Raw genomic sequence first — 16,851 nt, 5'->3', positions numbered from 1 at the left:
TTTCGGCGCGGAGGCCGCGCGTTCTGGACCGAGGAACGAGGGAGCGCAGCGAGTGAGCGATGAGGGAAGGGCGCGCGTGAAGGGCTCCGCGCCAGCGAGCATAGCGAGCCATGATACGAGCCCTGACGCAGTGAGCGTTGTCATCGACGGTGTCGAGGTCAGTGTTCTTAAGGGCACGTTGGTGATTCGTGCCGCGGAGATGATCGGTATTCAGATCCCGCGGTTCTGCGACCACCCGTTGCTCGATCCGGTCGGCGCCTGCCGTCAGTGCCTCGTCGACGTGGAGGGGCAGCGCAAGCCGCTCGCTTCCTGCACCACGACGGTCACCGACGGCATGGTCGTCCACACCCAGCTCACGTCGCCCGTCGCCGACAAGGCGCAGAAGGGTGTGATGGAGTTGCTGCTGATCAACCATCCCCTGGACTGCCCGGTGTGCGACAAGGGCGGCGAGTGCCCGCTGCAGAATCAGGCGATGTCCAACGGGCGCGCGGAGTCGCGCTTCGGGGAGGTCAAACGCACGTTCCCCAAACCGATTCCGCTGTCCACGGAGGTCCTGCTGGACCGCGAGCGGTGTGTGTTGTGCGCGCGGTGTACCCGGTTCTCCCAGCAGGTCGCCGGCGACCCGTTCATCGAACTCATGGAACGGGGCGCGCTGCAGCAGGTCGGGATCTACGCGAAGGAACCGTTCGAGTCGTACTTCTCCGGCAACACCGTCCAGATCTGCCCGGTGGGTGCGCTGACCGGTTCGGCGTACCGGTTCCGGGCCCGCCCGTTCGACCTGGTCTCCAGCCCCAGCGTCTGCGAGCACTGTGCGAGCGGGTGCGCCCAGCGCACCGACCACCGGCGGGGGAAGGTGCTGCGCCGGCTGGCGGGCGACGATCCCGAGGTCAACGAGGAGTGGAATTGCGACAAGGGGAGGTGGGCGTTCGCCTACGCCACCGAGCGGGACCGGATCACCGCCCCGCTGGTCCGCGGCGACGACGGCACGCTGGCACCCGCCTCCTGGTCCGAGGCCCTGGCCGTCGCGGCGCGGGGATTGGCCGCCGCGCGGGGCAACGCCGGTGTTCTCGTCGGGGGGCGGTCCACGTGGGAGGACGCCTACGCCTACGCGAAGTTCGCGCGAACAGCGCTCGGCACCAACGACATCGACTTCCGCAGTCGCGCGCACTCCGGCGAGGAGTCCGAATTCCTGGCGGCCCGGGTGGCGGGGCAGCGATTCGCGGTCACGTACGAGGATCTCGACGCCGCGCCGGTCGTCCTTCTCGCGGCGTTCGAGCCGGAGGAGGAATCACCGATCGTCTTTCTGCGGCTGCGCAAGGCCGTGCGGGCGAAGGCCGTTCCGGTCTACTCGATCGCGCCGTACACGTCCCGTGGCCTGGAGAAGATGTCCGGCCGGCTGCTGCGGTCCGCCCCGAATGCGGAGGCGGAAGTGCTCGACGGTCTCCGCACGGGTGATCTGGAGCCCGGTGTCACCGAGCTGCTGCGCAGGCCGGGTGCGGTCATCGTGGTCGGGGAGAGACTCGCCGGGGTGCCGGGGGCGCTGTCCGCGGCGGTGCGGCTGGCCGACGAGACCGGGGCCCGGCTGGCGTGGGTGCCGCGCCGGGCCGGCGAACGCGGCGCACTCGAGGCGGGCGCGCTGCCCGGACTGCTCCCGGGTGGCCGACCGGTGGCCGATCCGGAGGCGCGGCGGCAGGTCGCGTCCGTGTGGAACATCGCGGATCTGCCGGAGACGGCAGGCCGGGATACCGCGGGCATCCTCGCCGCGGCCGAGGCGAAGACGCTCGGGGCGCTCGTGATCGGCGGTGTCGAGGCCGACGATCTCCCCGACCCGCAGGCCGCGTTGGCCGCCGTCGAGGCGGCAGGTTTCGTGGTGAGTCTGGAACTGCGGCACAGTGCGATCAGCGAGCGCGCGGACGTGGTGTTCCCCATCGCACCGGTCATGGAGAAGCCGGGCACCTTCCTCGACTGGGAAGGGCGCGCACGCGATTTCGACGCCGCCCTCCGCGCCACCGGGTCGATGCCCGATCAGCGGGTGCTGCACGCGATCGCCGGCGAAATGGGTGTCTCGCTCGGTCTTCCGGACGCCGCGACCGCACGGCGCGAACTGGAGAGGCTCGGCGCCTGGGACGGAGACTTCCCGGATCCGCCCGGCCACCCGCAACCGCCGCGGCGGGAACCCGGGCCGGGGGAGGCGGTGCTCGCCACCTGGCGGATGCTGCTCGACTCGGGACGGCTGCAGGACGGGGAACCGCACCTGGCGGGCACTGCCCGGACGCCGGTGGTGCGGATGTCCGCGGCCTCGGCGGCCGAGTCGGGTGCCGGTGACGGAGATCCGGTCACCGTGACGACGGAACGGGGCGCCGTCACCCTGCCGTTAATGATCACCGACATGCCGGATCGAGTGGTGTGGCTGCCGCTCAACTCGCCCGGATCCGCTGTCTACCCGCAACTGGCTGCCCGGGCGGGGAGCGTCGTGAACGTCCGCCGCGCGGCCGGCACCAACGGGATCGTCCCGGGAGGTGCGCTGTGACGATCGAGGGCGTCTACCCCGACCCGGCTCTGTTCGGGCACGACCCGTGGTGGCTGGTGCTCGGCAAGGCCCTGGCCATCTTCGTGTTCCTCGTCCTCACCCCGCTTCTGACGATCCTGGCCGAACGCAAGGTCATGGCGTGGATGCAGATGCGCGTCGGCCCGAACCGGGTCGGCCCGCGGGGCATGCTGCAGAGCCTCGCCGACGGCATCAAGCTCGCACTGAAAGAGGGGATCGTCCCGAAGGGTGTGGACAAGCCGATCTACATCCTGGCGCCGGTCATCGCCGCGGTACCTGCGTTCATGGCGTTCGCCGTGATCCCGTTCGGGCCGGCGGTGTCGATCTTCGGGCACTACACGCCATTGCAGTTGACGGACCTCCCGGTGGCCGTCCTCTACGTCCTCGCGGCCACGTCGATCGGCGTCTACGGCATCGTGCTCGCCGGCTGGGCGTCCGGTTCCACGTACCCGTTGCTGGGAGGGCTGCGCTCGACGGCGCAGGTGATCTCGTACGAGATCGCGATGGCGTTGTCGTTCGCGGCAGTCTTCCTGGACGCCGGAACGATGTCCACGTCGGGCATCGTCGCCGCCCAGGAACACACCTGGTACGTCTTCCTGCTGCTGCCGTCGTTCCTCATCTACGTCACGTCGATGGTCGGCGAGACCAACCGGGCGCCGTTCGATCTGCCCGAGGCGGAAGGCGAACTGGTCGGCGGGTTCCACACCGAGTACTCCTCGCTGAGCTTCGCCATGTTCATGCTCGCCGAGTACGTGAACATGGTGACGGTCTCGGCGCTCGCCACCACGCTGTTCCTCGGCGGCTGGCATGCCCCGTTCCCGCTGAGCCTGTGGGACGGCGCGAATTCCGGCTGGTGGCCGGTGCTGTGGTTCACGCTGAAGGTCTGGGGCTTCCTGTTCGTGTTCGTCTGGCTGCGCGCCACGTTGCCCAGGCTGCGGTACGACCAGTTCATGGGTCTCGGCTGGAAGATCCTGATCCCGATCTCGCTGGTGTGGGTCATGATCGTCGCCACCGTCCGGGCCTTCCGCAACGAGGGATACGACGCCCGGTCGATCGCGCTCGTCGTCGCGGGCCTCGTCGTGGCCCTCGTCGTGGTGGTGCTGTTGTGGAAGCGGCTGCGCCCGGGCCGCGTCCCCGCGCCCGAGAAGCCGGTCGAGCCGCGGGGACGCGCCGAACTGTCCCCGGAGACACTCGAACCGTTCGACCCCATGGCCGGTGGATACCCGGTTCCGCCGATGCCGGGTCAGACGCTGCCTGCGTTCCGGCGCACCCCCGTCTCCGTCACCGGCGCACACTCCACCGGTCCCACCCAGGAGAACAGCGATGACTAAATTCCTCGGCCCCATAGCGGGTTTCGGCGTGACCTTCTCGACGATGTTCAAGAAATCGAATACGGAGTTCTACCCCGAGGAGAAGGTGCCGACGGCGCCCCGCTACCACGGCAGGCATCAGCTCAACCGTTACGCGGACGGACTGGAGAAGTGCATCGGGTGCGAACTGTGTGCCTGGGCGTGCCCCGCCGACGCCATCTACGTGGAGGGCGCCGACAACACCGACGAGGAACGCTTCTCGCCCGGCGAGCGGTACGGCCAGGTGTACCAGATCAACTACCTGCGCTGCATCGGGTGCGGGCTGTGCATCGAGGCGTGCCCGACGCGGGCGCTGACCATGACCAACGAGTACGAGATGGCCGACGACAACCGGGCCGGCCTGATCTACGAGAAGGACCGGCTGCTGGCCCCGCTCGAGCCCGGCATGGTCGAGTCGCCGCACCCGATGGCCCCGGGCGCCACCGCCGAGGACTATTACCGCGGCACCGTGACCGGGGGAGCGGCGGCTGCGGCGCAGGACGAGTCCGAGGTCGACGACACGGCGGGGGACAGGCCGTGATCGAGGGAGGAGAGCCGACGTGGTGAACACGATGCCGTCCGCGGTCCAACTGGTCGCGGAACCCTTCACCCAGACCTCGACGGGCGAGGGTGTGCAGTTCTGGGTCCTCGCAACCGTGGCGGTGATCGGCGCGCTCGGGGTGGTCAGCGCAACCAAGGCCGTCTACTCGGCGATCTTCCTAGCGACGACCATGATCATCCTGGCCGTGTTCTACATCGCCCAGGGCGCACTCTTCCTCGGCGTCGTACAGATCGTGGTGTACACCGGCGCGGTCATGATGCTGTTCCTGTTCGTGCTCATGCTCATCGGTGTCGATTCCTCCGAATCCCTCGTCGAGAACCTCCGCGGTCAGCGGGTAGCCGCGATCGCGGCCGGGCTGGGATTCGGTCTCCTGCTGATCGGCGGCATCGGCAGCGCGTCCGTCTCCGCGTTCACCGGTCTCGATCAGGCCAACGCCGCGGGCAACGTCGAGGGGCTGGCCGAACTCGTGTTCATCCGGTACGTGTGGGCTTTCGAACTGACCGGTGCGTTGCTGATCACCGCGACCATCGGTGCGATGGTGCTGGCCCACCGGGAGCGTTTCGAGCGGCGGAAGGACCAGCGCGAGCTGTCCCAGGACCGCGTCCGGGAGGGGGCCCGGGTCACGCCGCTGCCCAGTCCGGGTGTGTACGCGCGGCACAACGCGGTCGACATACCGGCGTTGCTGCCCGACGGCACGTTCTCCGAGCTGTCCGTCAGCCGGTCGCTCGAACGGCGTCCGAGCCTGCCCGCTCGGGCGCTGGGCACCGCGGACGTCGCGACCCCCGACCCCGGTGCGACCGACGAGGGGGATCGGCGATGAACCCCGAGAACTACCTCTACCTGTCGGCGCTGCTGTTCACGATCGGCGCGGCCGGGGTGCTGATCCGGCGCAACGCGATCATCGTGTTCATGTGCATCGAACTGATGCTCAACGCCTCGAACCTGGCGTTCGTGACATTCGCCCGGATGCACGGCAACCTCGACGGCCAGGTCTTCGCGTTCTTCACGATGGTCGTCGCGGCCGCCGAGGTCGTCGTCGGTCTGGCGATCATCATGACCATATTCCGTTCCCGCCGTTCGGCTTCCGTCGACGACGCCAACCTCCTCAAGAACTGACGGGTCCCCGATGACGCACATCCTCGAGAAGGTGACTTTGCCCGACGACGACGCCCCGATCGGCGGTGCGGCATGAGCGGAACGCTCTCGTCGGCCGTGTGGCTGCTGCCGGTTCTGCCCCTCCTCGGCGCCGCCGTGCTCCTGCTCGCGGGCCGCCGCAGCGACGCGTGGGGCCATCTCCTCGGCTGCGCGACGGCATTGGTCTCCTTCGCGCTCGGCGTCGTCTTCTTCGTCGACATGCTGGGCAGGGACCCCGCCGAGCGGGTCGTGCACCAGACCCTGTTCAGCTGGGTGCCGGTAGGCGAACTCCAGGTGGATTTCGGTCTCCAACTCGACCAGCTGTCCGTGTGCTTCGTGCTGCTGATCACCGGGGTGGGTTCGCTGATCCACATCTACTCGGTCGGCTACATGGCGCACGATCCGGAGCGTAGGCGATTCTTCGCCTACCTCAACCTGTTCCTCGCGGCGATGCTGCTGCTGGTGCTGGCCGACAACTTCCTGGGCCTGTACGTCGGATGGGAGGGCGTCGGTCTCGCCTCGTACCTGCTCATCGGGTTCTGGCAGTACAAGCCGTCCGCGGCGGCGGCCGCGAAGAAGGCGTTCGTGGTCAACCGCGTCGGCGACATGGGCCTGGTCCTCGCGATCATGATCATGTTCTCGACTTTCGGCTCGATCGAATTCGCCGACGTGTTCACGCGTGCCGACGCCGCGAGCGAGGGGGTGCTCACCGCGATCGGGCTCGCGCTGCTGCTCGCCGCCTGCGGCAAATCGGCGCAGGTCCCGTTGCAGTCCTGGCTCGGTGACGCGATGGAGGGCCCGACACCGGTGTCGGCGCTCATCCACGCCGCGACGATGGTCACGGCGGGTGTGTATCTGATCGTCCGGTCCAACGCGATCTTCGACCTGGCCCCGAATGCCCAGCTCGCCGTCGTGATCGTCGGTGCGGTGACCCTGCTGTTCGGCGCGATCATCGGCTGCGCGAAAGACGACATCAAGAAGGCGCTGGCGGCATCCACGATGAGCCAGATCGGGTACATGGTGCTGGCCGCCGGTCTGGGACCGGCCGGGTACGCGTTCGCGATCATGCTGCTGCTCACCCACGGCTTCTTCAAAGCCGGCCTGTTCCTCGGCGCAGGCTCGGTGATGCACGGCATGAACGACGAGGTGAACATGCGCCGCTACGGCGGTCTGCGCACCGTCATGCCGATCACGTTCGTCACGTTCGGGCTGGGATACCTGGCCATCATCGGGATTCCGCCGTTCTCCGGCTTCTTCTCCAAGGACAAGATCATCGAAGCGGCGTTCGCCGCCGAGGGCGTCCAGGGCGTCGTCCTCGGAACGGTCACGCTGCTCGGCGCGGGACTCACCGCCTTCTACATGACCAGGGTGATGCTGATGACCTTCTTCGGACAACCGCGGTGGGCTTCCGGGGCGGGCGAGGGGAAGGGGGATGTTCCCGTCGCCGACCCACACGAATCGCCAGGGGTGATGACGGTACCGATGATCCTGCTGGCGGTGGGCTCGGTCGCCGCCGGCGCCCTACTCGCCGTCGGCTCCTCCCTGCAGCACTGGCTGGAACCGGTGGTCGGCACCCACCACGGCGAGCCCGCCCTGCCCGTGTGGGCGATCACCGCACTCACGCTGGTGGTGGTGCTCGCGGGAGTCGCGGTGGCCTACCGGCAGTACGCCCGGCAGCCGATCCCCGAGGTCGCGCCGGCCGACGTCACCGCGTTCACTGTCGCGGCCCGGAAGGACCTGTACGGCGACGCGTTCAACGAGGCGGCGCTGATGCGTCCCGGGCAGGAACTGACGCGAACACTCGTCACCGTCGACGGAAGCGGAGTCGACGGTGCCGTCAACGGGTTCGCCGCGCTCGTCGGCGGAACGTCGATGCGGGTGCGGCGTCTGCAGACCGGGTTCGTCCGGTCGTACGCGCTGTTCATGTTCGCGGGGGCGGCCCTTCTGGTCGCCACGATGCTGGTGAGGCTGTGGTGAGCGGCTTCCCGTGGCTGACCGCCCTCTGGGTGCTGCCACTCGTCGGCGCCGGTGTGGTCCTGGCATTGCCCGTCCACAAGCGCGCGCTCGCGAAATCCGTCGCCGTGGGCGTGTCCGTGGTGGTGCTGTGCCTGGCCGTCGTGCTGGCGATCCGGTTCGATCCGACCGGCGAGCAGTACCAGTTCGTAGAATCCCACGCGTGGATCCCGGCGTTCGGCACCCGGTACATCCTGGGCCTGGACGGCATCGCGCTCGTCCTGGTGCTCCTCACCACCGTTCTGGTGCCGCTGCTGCTGCTGGCGGGGTGGAACGACGGTGACACCGCACCCGACTACGGGCAGCGGCGGATGGCACACACGTACGTGGCGCTGACGCTGATGGTCGAGGCGATGGTGATCGTGTCGTTCACCGCCCTCGACGTCCTGCTCTTCTACATCTTCTTCGAGGCCATGCTCATCCCGATGTACTTCCTGATCGGAGGATTCGGCGGGGTGGGGAGGACGTACGCCGCGGTGAAGTTCCTGCTCTACAACCTGTTCGGCGGCCTGATCATGCTGGCCGCGGTCATCGGGGTGTACGTGGTGACGGCGCGCCAGGACGCCTTCGGCGGCACCTTCGACTTCCGGGTGATCGTCGCCGAAGGGCTGGACGCGGACCCCGGCGTGCTGAAGGCACTGTTCCTCGGTTTCATGTTCGCGTTCGCGGTCAAGGCGCCGTTGTGGCCGTTCCACACGTGGCTGCCGGGCGCCGCGGTGGAAGCCACCCCTGCGAGCGCGGTGCTCATGATGGCCGTCGTCGACAAGGTCGGGACGTTCGGCATGCTGCGGTACTGCCTTCAGATGTTCCCCGAGGCGTCCGCGTACTTCGCGCCGTTCGTCACGGTGCTGGCGGTGATCGGAATCATCTACGGCGCGGTACTGGCCATCGGTCAGACCGACGTGATGCGACTGATCGCCTACACGTCGATCTCGCACTTCGGGTTCATCATTCTCGGCATCTTCGCCATGACGAGCCAGGGACAGGCCGGTTCGACGCTGTACATGGTCAACCACGGCATCTCGACCGCGGCGCTGTTCCTGATCGCCGGGTTCCTGGTGTCGCGGCGCGGCACCCGCCTCATCGCCGACTACGGCGGCGTGCAGAAGGTCGCGCCGGTGATGGCAGGGACGTTCCTCGTGGCGGGCCTCGCGACGCTGTCGCTGCCGGGCCTGGCACCGTTCATCAGCGAGTTCCTCGTCCTGGTCGGCACGTTCTCGCGCTACCGGATCGCCGCCGTGGTCGCGACTTTCGCGCTCGTCCTCGCCGCGATCTACGTGCTGTGGCTCTATCAGCGGATGATGACCGGGCCGCTGAAGGAGGGCAACGAGACCGTCCGCGACCTCGTGCGCCGTGAGATCGTGGTCGTGGCGCCGCTGATCGCCCTGCTGCTCGTCCTCGGCGTCTACCCCAAACCCGTGCTGGATGTCATCACCCCCGCGGTGAGCCACGTCCTCGTCACCGTCGGTCAGCACGATCCTGCACCTACCGTCGCCGGGCAGGACCCACAGGGAGGCACACACCGATGAGTACCTCCGACTTCGTACTCGCCCAGTCCACGACGCTGCGCGCGCCGGACATCGAATACGGTCAGCTGGCACCCATGTTGATCGTGTTCGGCGTGGCTGTCGCCGGTGTGCTCGTCGAGGCGTTCCTGCCCCGGCGTGGCCGCTACTCGAGCCATCTCGTCCTCGCGCTCGGAGGACTCACCGCCGCGTTCGTGGGCGTCGTCATGCTCGCCGGGACCCGCGACTCCACCGTCGCGGGCGCGGTGGCCGTCGACGGTCCGACGCTGTTCCTCCAGGGAACGATCCTGCTGATCTCGATACCCGCGATCCTGCTGATCGCCGAGCGGAGCGTCGACAGTGGGGTCCGAGTGGCGATCGCGGAGGTCACGGCCGCGACCGCCGAGCCGGAAGGCGGAACCGACGCCTTCACCCCGCAGGCGTTCGCCGTCCCCGGCAGCGTCGCCGAACGGGAGGCCACCAAGAACGCCCCCGGGCATACCGAGGTCTTTCCCCTCACCCTGTTCGCGGTCGGCGGGATGCTCCTGTTCCCGGCGTCCAACGATCTCCTCACCATGTTCGTGGCACTCGAAGTGCTCTCGCTGCCGCTCTACCTGCTGTGCGGGCTGGCGCGGCGTCGCCGTCTCCTGTCGCAGGAGGCGGCCCTCAAATACTTTCTGCTCGGGGCGTTCTCGTCGGCGTTCTTCCTCTTCGGTGTGGCCTTGCTGTACGGCTACGCGGGCACCGTCGAGTTGCCGCGGATCGCGGACGCGCTCGCCCGGGGCACCGACGACAAGACGCTGGCGCTGATCGGTACCGCGCTCCTGTCGGTGGGCTTGTTGTTCAAGATCGGCGCCGTCCCGTTCCACTCGTGGATTCCCGACGTCTATCAGGGTGCGCCCACTCCGATCACCGCCTTCATGGCGGCGGCCACCAAGGTCGCGGCCGTCGGTGCGATGCTGCGCATCTTCTACGTGGCTCTGCCCGACCTGCGCGCGGACTGGCGGCCCGTGATGTGGGGCGTCGCCATCCTCACCATGGTGGTCGGTGCGGTCATGGCGGTCACGCAGAACGACGTCAAGCGGATGCTCGCGTACTCGTCGGTCGCGCACGCCGGGTTCATCCTCACCGGTCTGATCGCGGCCAACCGGGCGGGTCTGTCGTCCACGATGTTCTACCTCCTGGCGTACGGATTCAGCACGCTCGGCGCATTCGCCGTCGTCACCCTGGTGCGGGACAGCCGGGGCGAGGCGACGGACCTGTCGCGCTGGGCGGGGCTGGGGCGGCGTTCGCCACTGGTCGGCGGGGTCTTTGCACTGTTCCTGCTCGCATTCGCCGGAATCCCGCTGACGAGTGGGTTCGTCAGCAAGTTCGCGGTCTTCCAGGCCGCCATCGAGGGCGGTGCCGTTCCGCTCGTCCTCGTCGGTGTCGTCAGCAGCGCGATCGCGGCGTTCTTCTACGTCCGCGTCATCGTCCTGATGTACTTCTCGGAGCCGCAGAGCGACGCCCCGACGATCGTGGTGCCCAGCATGTTCACCGCCGCGGCCATCGCGGTCGGTGTGGTGGTGACGGTGGTGCTCGGAATCCTGCCGCAGGGGGCACTCGATCTGGCGGACCAGGCTGCGGTGTTCTTCCGCTGACGCGTTGCGCCGCCCGGTTCGGCGCGGGTCACGAGTGTCCGATGTGACGGATGTCGTCCAAGTGGCTGGCGGGACCCGTGTGAGTGTGGTGGAATGCAAACCGGACAACATACCGACTGAGCGAGAGTGAATGTCGGAGACACGCCGGAGCGCGACCGATCGGATATGGGGGCCACAGTGCAGATTTCTCGGAGAGACCTGTTCCGGTACGCGGCAGCGGGATCCGCCGTGGCCGGGATCGCGGCGCTCACGTCCACCACGTCCTCGGTCGCCGTCGCGAAGGCGGACAGTCTCGGCATCTTGATCGATTACGCCGGTGGGGTGCCGTCGGCGGACGCCATCCTCGAGGCCGGTTATGCCGGTGCCATCCGCTACGTGTCCGACCGCCGTCCCGGCGCCGAGTGGATGGAAGGCAAGCCGATGCTCGCCGACGAGGCGCAGGCGTTGCTCGACGCGGGACTGTCGGTCGTCTCGTGCTATCAGTTCGGCAAGGGGCCGACGGCCGATTGGCGTGGCGGTCTCGAGGCGGGTAAGCGGCACGCGGAGCGCGGGCTCGAATTGCATCTCGCCGCAGGCGGTTCCGAGGATCGACCCATCTACGCGTCCATCGACGACAATCCCACGCCGGCCGATTTCCTCACCATGATCGCCCCGTACCTCGCCGGGTGGGAGTCGGTGGTCGGCAAGGCGAACACCGGCATCTACGCTAACTCGAAGACGCTGGATCTGGCGGTGCTCGCCGGGCTCGGGTCGTGGTACTGGCAGCACGACTGGGGCACCCCCGAGGGGTATGTCCACCCGTCGGCGCACCTGCACCAGTACGAGATCGACGCGAGCAGCGTCGACGGGGTCGGCATCGATCTCAATGACATCCTCGAGCCCGACTATGGCCAGTGGTGACCGGCTAGGCCGCCGGTTGCCCGCCCATCCGGGTGAGCCATTCCCGGGCGTCGTCGGGTAGTGTGCCGGCGGCTTCCGCTGCGCGGCACCACTTCTTGGCCGCGGCGAGGAAATTCATCGGGTTGTACGCGTCTTCCTCGCGTGACCACAGGTTGTCGCCGGCGTAGTGCAGGATCGTGATGTTCGCTGCGGCGTGCTCCGAACCGTCGCCGGGATCCTCCATGGGGTTGTCGATCTCGCAGATGACCCATCCGCGGTCCTCGTCGATCACGTACCAGTTCGCCGGGAATGCGGTCATCCGGCTTCCGGGGAATGCCGACATGGTGCGCGTGACCCATTTCCGAATGGCCTCGCGTCCGCCGAAGTCTCCGAAGGCGTGCTCGACGTACGTGGCGTCTTCCGTGAAGAGGTCGGCGAAGCCGTCCCAGTCTCCGAGTTCGACGCAGCGGCTGACGGTTCGCTGGTAGTGCGCGAAGGCCTCTTCGAGCTCGGCACGACTCCACGGCATGTGTGCATCCCCTTCTCTCGCCCGGCACCCGAGTGTGAGCGCCTCCGGAAATAAGAACACGTTTCAGTTCGTGGGTGGGGCATTTTCCGGTGGGTGGGACGGCGTGAAACGCTCCTCGGCGCAACTCCGATTACCTGTTGTCACTCTTTTCACTCTGGAACCTGGAGGTTCTCCCATGGAGCTGCTCGTCAATTTCGTGTACACCGTCGCCTCGGTCCTCTATACCGCGCTGTTCGTGAACGGATCCTGATCGGGATGTGCACACTACACACCGTGTGTATGGTGCACAATGATGCCTCGGGCAGAATGACGGTAACTACTGGAGGTGTCGGTGTCCGAACGCGACGAGGTGGCGGCTGCTGTCGAGAACGAATTGACATTGCTGTCGCGCTATCACGCCCATGCGCAACGGGCGGGATTCCAACTCGACCGTTCCGCCTACCTCCTCCTCGGGCGCCTGGAACTGGAACATCCGCTCAGCCTGAAACAGCTCGCCGAGGCCTTCCGGCTCGACATCTCGACGATCAACCGGCAGATCGGCGCCTTGCTGAAGCGTGGCCTCGTCGAACGCGTCCCCGACCCGGACGGGGGAATGGCCCGCAAGGTCGAGGCCACCGCGCTGGGGCTCGAACAGCTTCACGCCGACCGGGCGCTGGGCCGAAAAGGCGTCGAGCGCATCATCGCCGAGTGGAGCGACCACGACCGGGGCGAGCTGCGCCGGTTGCTGACGAAGTTCAACGGCGAAATCGAGAAGTACGACGGCAACTCCTGGCCGCGCACCGGGCGGACGCCCTGATCTGACATCGTCAGGACTGGACGTGCGCGGTTGCGTCCCGGGCGAGGTCCGGTTCCTCGGCGATGACTGTGAGGTGAGGGTGTTCCGGCGGCGAGTCGTGCCACCCCTTCCAGGACATCAGGGACCACCGCGACAGTCCCGACAGCGCAGACCCGAGGCTGGCGAACGAGGCGGTGCTCAGTGCCGAGCCCGCCGACCCGACCGACCCGATCGAGAGCACCGAGCCGACACTCCCGATGGACAGGATGGAGTAGGCGGAGCCGATCGAGAGAATCGACCCCTCCGAACGGATCGACAGTATCGAACGCCGGGCGTGTCGCGATCGCAGTGAGTGATCTGGTGTGTGATGCGTCGAGGGCATTCCTCGGTCTACCACGGTGGTGCCGTCGGCAAACAGAGAAGCGGTGCAGACATGAGTGAAGGGCCCTTCCGAATCTTCCGGAGGGCCCTTCGCTCGTCAGCTGTGAAGAGTTACGCGACCTGGAACATGCCGACCGTAGGGAGGAAGCTGCACGTGATCGGCGCGGCGCCCTCTTTCTGCGTGGTCAGTCCACCCGACACGACCGCGAGGACGCGGCCGGGGCCGGTGTCCGCGATCGCCGACAGGGTTGCCGGTCCGTCGGGGTTGATCTTGGCCTCGTTGGTGAGGTTCTGGGTGGCGCGGCGCTGGTTGTCCAGGTTGATCCACGTCACGGTCAGCGGCTCGGGCTGTTCGGCGGCAACGGAACTGGTTCCGAGGGCGGTGAACACGAAACCGGCCTGACCTGCCTTGGGTCCGGGCGGGGGCAGCTGGGCCGGACCGGGGACCGCGAGTGCGGTGCCCACGGAGTCGGCGCCCTCTCCGATGCAGCCCTTGCCGATGGTCGGGTAGAGGAACTGCGCGATGACGGGTGCGTTCTCCTGCGGGATCTCGGGGCCGCCGCCGCCACTGCCGTCGAGGAACGTGATGACGCGCTCGAGAGTGGACTTGAGCTCCGGCGGGATGCCGGGGGACTCGAGGAGGATGCGGGCCTGGTCCAGGATCGCGTCCTGAGGTCCTGCGGCGATGTCTTCGGTACCAGCGGCTGCGCCGATGATCGCGGGTGCGAACGAGGCGAGCATCTCCACAGGGACGCCTTCGGGCACGGGCGGCGGCGTCGGCTGCGCATTCGCCTGGGCCGGCACTGCCATAGCGGCTGCTGCGGCAACAGCGAGAGCAGTTACTGCTCTGCGCATACCTCGGGTTCGAAGCACAGTCTCCCCATCCTTAGTCATAACAGCGTGGACGACAACTCAATCCACGTCTGACGGCTCGGGGGGTCACTCTATGTACAGCGCCCCCGGGTTGTACAGCTCACGAGTTCGTTCACCGATAGCTGCGGCATCCCGGTGGGAGTGTATGGCATACAGACCCCGACGGTGATCTTCCGGTGACCATAGCTTGTGGCACGTGTGGTTCGTGTGATTGGTGATGCAACTGTTACGCGCGGCTACGGACACCTCGGGGCCCGCGGCGGGCGCCGTCTACGCTGTGCGGGACCGTTTCGGGATCGGCTGAGACATCTACACACCTCACGGGGAGAGCACCACACTGTGTCCGACCATGCAGCGTCCGACGACGGAGCAGCCTCCGACGACCCGTCATCCGAGCGTTCTCCCACGTCGTCCCGGGGAGCGTCCGCCCTGCACGGCCTGTTGCGGTGCGCGCCTGCGCTTCTCGTGCTGTCGGTGCTCGGGCGCATGGCGTGGACGCTGTTGAGTCCCAACGGGATGAACCTCGTCGACCTGCACGTCTACGTCGACGGTTCCGAGGCGCTCCGCGGTGGCAGTCTCTACGACTTCACCTACTCGGAAGTGACACCGGACTTTCCGCTGCCGTTCACCTACCCGCCGTTCGCCGCGCTGGTCTTCTTTCCGCTGCACTACCTGCCGTTCCCGCTGGTCGGGGTCGGCTGGCAACTGCTCACCATCCTCGCCCTGTACGCGCTGGCGCGCATGAGCCTCGGGCTGGTGCTCGGTGACGCCGCGCGCAGCCCGCACTGGCGGGCGGTCGCGGTGCTGTGGACCACGGTGGGGGTGTGGGTGGAACCGGTGCGCACCACGCTGGACTACGGCCAGATCAACGTGTTCCTCGCGCTGCTCGTGATGACCGCGGTCCGCAGCTCCCGGTGGTGGCTGTCCGGTGCGCTCGTCGGTTTCGCCGCCGGGATCAAATTGACCCCGGCGATCACCGGCCTCTACTTCCTGATGCAGCGCCGGTGGAAGGCCGCGGTCTTCTCGGGCGTCGCGTTCGCCGCGACCGTCGGAGTCAGCTATCTCCTGATCGGTTCGGAGGCGCGGGAGTACTTCACCCACCTGCTCGGTGACGCCGATCGCATCGGGCCGGTCGGCTCGGTGTGGAATCAGTCCCTGCGCGGCGCGTTGTCGCGGCTGCTCGGGTACGACGTCGAGACGGGCGCCCTCTGGCTGCTGGCCGTGACGGTCACGGTGGTCCTCGCCGCCCTGGCCTGGCGGGCGATCGCCCGGGACGATCGGCTCGGCACCCTCGTCATCGTCGAGTTGCTGGGGCTGCTCGTCTCACCGATCTCGTGGTCACACCACTGGGTGTGGGTCATTCCGATGTTGATCTGGCTGCTGCACGGCCCCTACGGATCGATGCTGGGCACCCGAATCCTCGCCGGGTACTGGCTCGTCACGACCCTCATCGGCGTGCCGTGGGTGCTCAGCTTCTTCCAGGACTCGATCTGGCTGATCTCCCGGCCCGCGGTACTCGCGTGGCTGGGCACGGTCGACGTGGTCGGCGCGTTCGGTGTCTACGCCTGGGTGGCCTACGCCGGGCGCCGCACGAAGCGTGCCGTGGCCGCCGCCCCGGTCAGCCCGCCAGTGAGTCGATCTGCGCAGCAAGATCCAGATCCAACTGCGTGAGCCCGCCCGCGGAATGCGTCGACAGGGTGTAGGTGACCTTGCGCCACCTGATGTCGATGTCCGGATGATGGTTGGCGGCCTCCGCCGCCTCCGCGACCTTCCGGACCAGCTCGACGGCTTCGGGGAAGGTCGGCGACTCGACGGTGCGGACGAGGGAATCACCCGCCCGCCGCCACCCGGGCAGTTCTGCGAGCGCGGTGTCGATCTCTCCGTCTGACAGCAACTCGGCCATACCCCATGATGGTGCGGTGCCAATGGAACGTGCAAGGCCTGTCGACCACGCCGGAGAGGTGGTGGCGGCCGCGATCATCGTCGACGGCCGACTGTTGCTCGCGCAGCGGACGCGGCCCCCGGAACTCGCGGGACTGTGGGAGCTGCCCGGCGGCAAGGCGGAGCCGGGGGAGACCGCCGAGGACGCGCTGCGCCGCGAACTGCGGGAAGAACTCGGGATCGAGGTGTCGGGCGGCGACCGGATCGGCGACGACGTGCCGCTGCCCGACGGCCGGGTGCTCCGCGCGTACCGGGTGGAACTGGTGTCGGGAACACCCGTCGCGCTCGACCACGCGGAACTGCGGTGGGTGGACGGACGGGAACTGGGGGAGATCGACCTCGTCGGCAACGACCGCGGGTGGGTGCCGGACCTACGGCTGCACCTGAACGGTTGGGGCTGACCTCAGGCCGCGCGGGCCTTCTTGAGCCCCTTCTTCAGTTCCTTCTTGGACGCGCCCTCGTTCTCGAGTTTCTTCATGCGCATGATGACCACCGGGCACTTGATGCAGCGCGTCTTGCTGCGGCAGCACTTCTTCTTCGGCTTGAGACCCGAGACCTTGCTGGCCTTCACCTTGCCCATACGCGGCTCGGCCTTCCTACTACGGGGAACACCGGTATCACCGGCTCCACCCAGGTTAGCTTCCCCTCAGCTTTCGGCCCCGACCCACGCGCGAGACAGGGCGAATTCGACGTGGCGCAGATCACTTTACGCTGGTCGGGCA

General features: G+C 67.8%; 17 protein-coding genes. 12 read left to right on the top strand and 5 right to left on the bottom strand.

The window, feature by feature from the left end:
- The first annotated feature begins 52 nt into the window (after window positions 1-52).
- The 9 genes from JVH1_RS06750 to JVH1_RS06710 all read left to right on the top strand — a co-directional run bounded on the left by JVH1_RS06750 (window position 53) and on the right by JVH1_RS06710 (window position 11,651).
- Window positions 53-2,530, top strand: coding sequence for an NADH-quinone oxidoreductase subunit G (locus tag JVH1_RS06750; RefSeq protein ID WP_371112950.1), 2,478 nt, complete (start codon window positions 53-55; stop codon window positions 2,528-2,530).
- On the top strand, window positions 2,527-3,879 hold the full coding sequence (gene nuoH, locus JVH1_RS06745) for an NADH-quinone oxidoreductase subunit NuoH (protein WP_009479167.1): 1,353 nt from the start codon (window positions 2,527-2,529) through the stop codon (window positions 3,877-3,879). The genes JVH1_RS06750 and nuoH overlap by 4 nt, the downstream gene beginning before the upstream one ends.
- The gene (gene nuoI, locus JVH1_RS06740; RefSeq protein WP_011598000.1) at window positions 3,872-4,438 is read left to right on the top strand and encodes an NADH-quinone oxidoreductase subunit NuoI; all 567 of its coding nucleotides are present in this window, start codon (window positions 3,872-3,874) and stop codon (window positions 4,436-4,438) included. Before nuoH ends, nuoI begins: the two co-directional genes overlap by 8 nt.
- A gap of 31 nt (window positions 4,439-4,469) precedes the next feature.
- The gene (locus JVH1_RS06735) at window positions 4,470-5,279 is read left to right on the top strand and encodes an NADH-quinone oxidoreductase subunit J (protein ID WP_085998420.1); all 810 of its coding nucleotides are present in this window, start codon (window positions 4,470-4,472) and stop codon (window positions 5,277-5,279) included.
- On the top strand, window positions 5,276-5,575 hold the full coding sequence (gene nuoK, locus JVH1_RS06730) for an NADH-quinone oxidoreductase subunit NuoK (RefSeq protein ID WP_005239116.1): 300 nt from the start codon (window positions 5,276-5,278) through the stop codon (window positions 5,573-5,575). Before JVH1_RS06735 ends, nuoK begins: the two co-directional genes overlap by 4 nt.
- A 72-nt stretch (window positions 5,576-5,647) precedes the next feature.
- The gene (gene nuoL / locus JVH1_RS06725; protein WP_009479170.1) at window positions 5,648-7,570 is read left to right on the top strand and encodes an NADH-quinone oxidoreductase subunit L; all 1,923 of its coding nucleotides are present in this window, start codon (window positions 5,648-5,650) and stop codon (window positions 7,568-7,570) included.
- Window positions 7,567-9,135, top strand: coding sequence for an NADH-quinone oxidoreductase subunit M (locus JVH1_RS06720; protein ID WP_009479171.1), 1,569 nt, complete (start codon window positions 7,567-7,569; stop codon window positions 9,133-9,135). Before nuoL ends, JVH1_RS06720 begins: the two co-directional genes overlap by 4 nt.
- Entirely contained in the window at window positions 9,132-10,751 is a 1,620-nt protein-coding gene (nuoN, locus tag JVH1_RS06715) for an NADH-quinone oxidoreductase subunit NuoN (protein WP_009479172.1), read from the top strand. The genes JVH1_RS06720 and nuoN overlap by 4 nt, the downstream gene beginning before the upstream one ends.
- A 165-nt stretch (window positions 10,752-10,916) precedes the next feature.
- Window positions 10,917-11,651 carry a DUF1906 domain-containing protein gene (locus tag JVH1_RS06710; RefSeq protein ID WP_016883331.1) on the top strand — a complete coding sequence of 245 codons (735 nt, stop codon included), beginning with the start codon at window positions 10,917-10,919 and terminating at the stop codon, window positions 11,649-11,651.
- Between the two features lie 4 nt (window positions 11,652-11,655).
- On the opposite strand, the gene JVH1_RS06705 is transcribed toward JVH1_RS06710, so the two are convergent.
- On the bottom strand, window positions 11,656-12,159 hold the full coding sequence (locus JVH1_RS06705) for a nuclear transport factor 2 family protein (RefSeq protein ID WP_009479174.1): 504 nt from the start codon (window positions 12,157-12,159) through the stop codon (window positions 11,656-11,658).
- 325 nt (window positions 12,160-12,484) lie between these two features.
- Here JVH1_RS06705 and JVH1_RS06700 point away from each other — a divergent pair, with 325 nt between their 5' ends.
- A complete protein-coding gene (locus JVH1_RS06700; RefSeq protein ID WP_016883330.1) occupies window positions 12,485-12,955 on the top strand; it encodes a MarR family winged helix-turn-helix transcriptional regulator in 471 nt (156 codons plus the stop codon).
- A 10-nt stretch (window positions 12,956-12,965) separates the two neighbouring features.
- Here the strand turns inward: JVH1_RS06700 and JVH1_RS06695 are convergent, their stop codons facing one another.
- Both JVH1_RS06695 and JVH1_RS06690 read right to left on the bottom strand, forming a co-directional pair.
- The gene (locus JVH1_RS06695; RefSeq protein ID WP_009479177.1) at window positions 12,966-13,316 is read right to left on the bottom strand and encodes a hypothetical protein; all 351 of its coding nucleotides are present in this window, start codon (window positions 13,314-13,316) and stop codon (window positions 12,966-12,968) included.
- Between the two features lie 110 nt (window positions 13,317-13,426).
- Entirely contained in the window at window positions 13,427-14,209 is a 783-nt protein-coding gene (locus tag JVH1_RS06690; RefSeq protein ID WP_192815081.1) for a hypothetical protein, read from the bottom strand.
- 318 nt (window positions 14,210-14,527) lie between these two features.
- Between JVH1_RS06690 and JVH1_RS06685 the strand changes: the two genes are divergently transcribed.
- On the top strand, window positions 14,528-15,859 hold the full coding sequence (locus JVH1_RS06685; RefSeq protein WP_009479179.1) for a mannosyltransferase: 1,332 nt from the start codon (window positions 14,528-14,530) through the stop codon (window positions 15,857-15,859).
- Here the strand turns inward: JVH1_RS06685 and JVH1_RS06680 are convergent.
- Complete coding sequence (locus JVH1_RS06680; RefSeq protein ID WP_011598010.1) at window positions 15,807-16,091, bottom strand: 4a-hydroxytetrahydrobiopterin dehydratase; 285 nt, start codon at window positions 16,089-16,091, stop codon at window positions 15,807-15,809. The genes JVH1_RS06685 and JVH1_RS06680 overlap by 53 nt on opposite strands.
- Window positions 16,092-16,113: 22 nt before the next feature.
- On the opposite strand from JVH1_RS06680, the gene JVH1_RS06675 reads away from it, so the two are divergent.
- Window positions 16,114-16,530: a (deoxy)nucleoside triphosphate pyrophosphohydrolase gene (locus JVH1_RS06675; RefSeq protein ID WP_009479180.1), complete on the top strand. Its 417-nt coding sequence runs from the start codon at window positions 16,114-16,116 to the stop codon at window positions 16,528-16,530.
- A gap of 2 nt (window positions 16,531-16,532) precedes the next feature.
- Here JVH1_RS06675 and JVH1_RS06670 read toward each other — a convergent pair whose 3' ends face one another.
- Window positions 16,533-16,709 (bottom strand): hypothetical protein, encoded by a 177-nt coding sequence (locus JVH1_RS06670; RefSeq protein ID WP_005253649.1) that lies wholly within the window; start codon window positions 16,707-16,709, stop codon window positions 16,533-16,535.
- Between the last annotated feature and the right edge of the window lie 142 nt (window positions 16,710-16,851).

This window comes from Rhodococcus sp. JVH1 (assembly GCF_000280725.2).
Taxonomy (GTDB): domain Bacteria; phylum Actinomycetota; class Actinomycetes; order Mycobacteriales; family Mycobacteriaceae; genus Rhodococcus_F; species Rhodococcus_F jostii_A.
Note: the sequence above shows the minus strand (reverse complement) of the source record. Positions and strands in the feature narration are given on the sequence as shown.

Bases quoted from the DNA above. Each gene is read 5' to 3' on its own strand.
- JVH1_RS06705 (WP_009479174.1), bottom strand. From the start codon at position 12,159: ATGCCGTGGAGTCGTGCCGAGCTCGAAGAGGCCTTCGCGCACTACCAG.
- JVH1_RS06710 (WP_016883331.1), top strand. From the start codon at position 10,917: ATGGGGGCCACAGTGCAGATTTCTCGGAGAGACCTGTTCCGGTACGCG.
- JVH1_RS06670 (WP_005253649.1), bottom strand. From the start codon at position 16,709: ATGGGCAAGGTGAAGGCCAGCAAGGTCTCGGGTCTCAAGCCGAAGAAG.
- nuoK (WP_005239116.1), top strand. From the start codon at position 5,276: ATGAACCCCGAGAACTACCTCTACCTGTCGGCGCTGCTGTTCACGATC.
- nuoL (WP_009479170.1), top strand. From the start codon at position 5,648: ATGAGCGGAACGCTCTCGTCGGCCGTGTGGCTGCTGCCGGTTCTGCCC.
- JVH1_RS06675 (WP_009479180.1), top strand. From the start codon at position 16,114: ATGGAACGTGCAAGGCCTGTCGACCACGCCGGAGAGGTGGTGGCGGCC.
- nuoI (WP_011598000.1), top strand. From the start codon at position 3,872: ATGACTAAATTCCTCGGCCCCATAGCGGGTTTCGGCGTGACCTTCTCG.
- JVH1_RS06680 (WP_011598010.1), bottom strand. From the start codon at position 16,091: ATGGCCGAGTTGCTGTCAGACGGAGAGATCGACACCGCGCTCGCAGAA.
- JVH1_RS06695 (WP_009479177.1), bottom strand. From the start codon at position 13,316: ATGCCCTCGACGCATCACACACCAGATCACTCACTGCGATCGCGACAC.
- JVH1_RS06735 (WP_085998420.1), top strand. From the start codon at position 4,470: ATGCCGTCCGCGGTCCAACTGGTCGCGGAACCCTTCACCCAGACCTCG.
- JVH1_RS06690 (WP_192815081.1), bottom strand. From the start codon at position 14,209: ATGACTAAGGATGGGGAGACTGTGCTTCGAACCCGAGGTATGCGCAGA.
- nuoN (WP_009479172.1), top strand. From the start codon at position 9,132: ATGAGTACCTCCGACTTCGTACTCGCCCAGTCCACGACGCTGCGCGCG.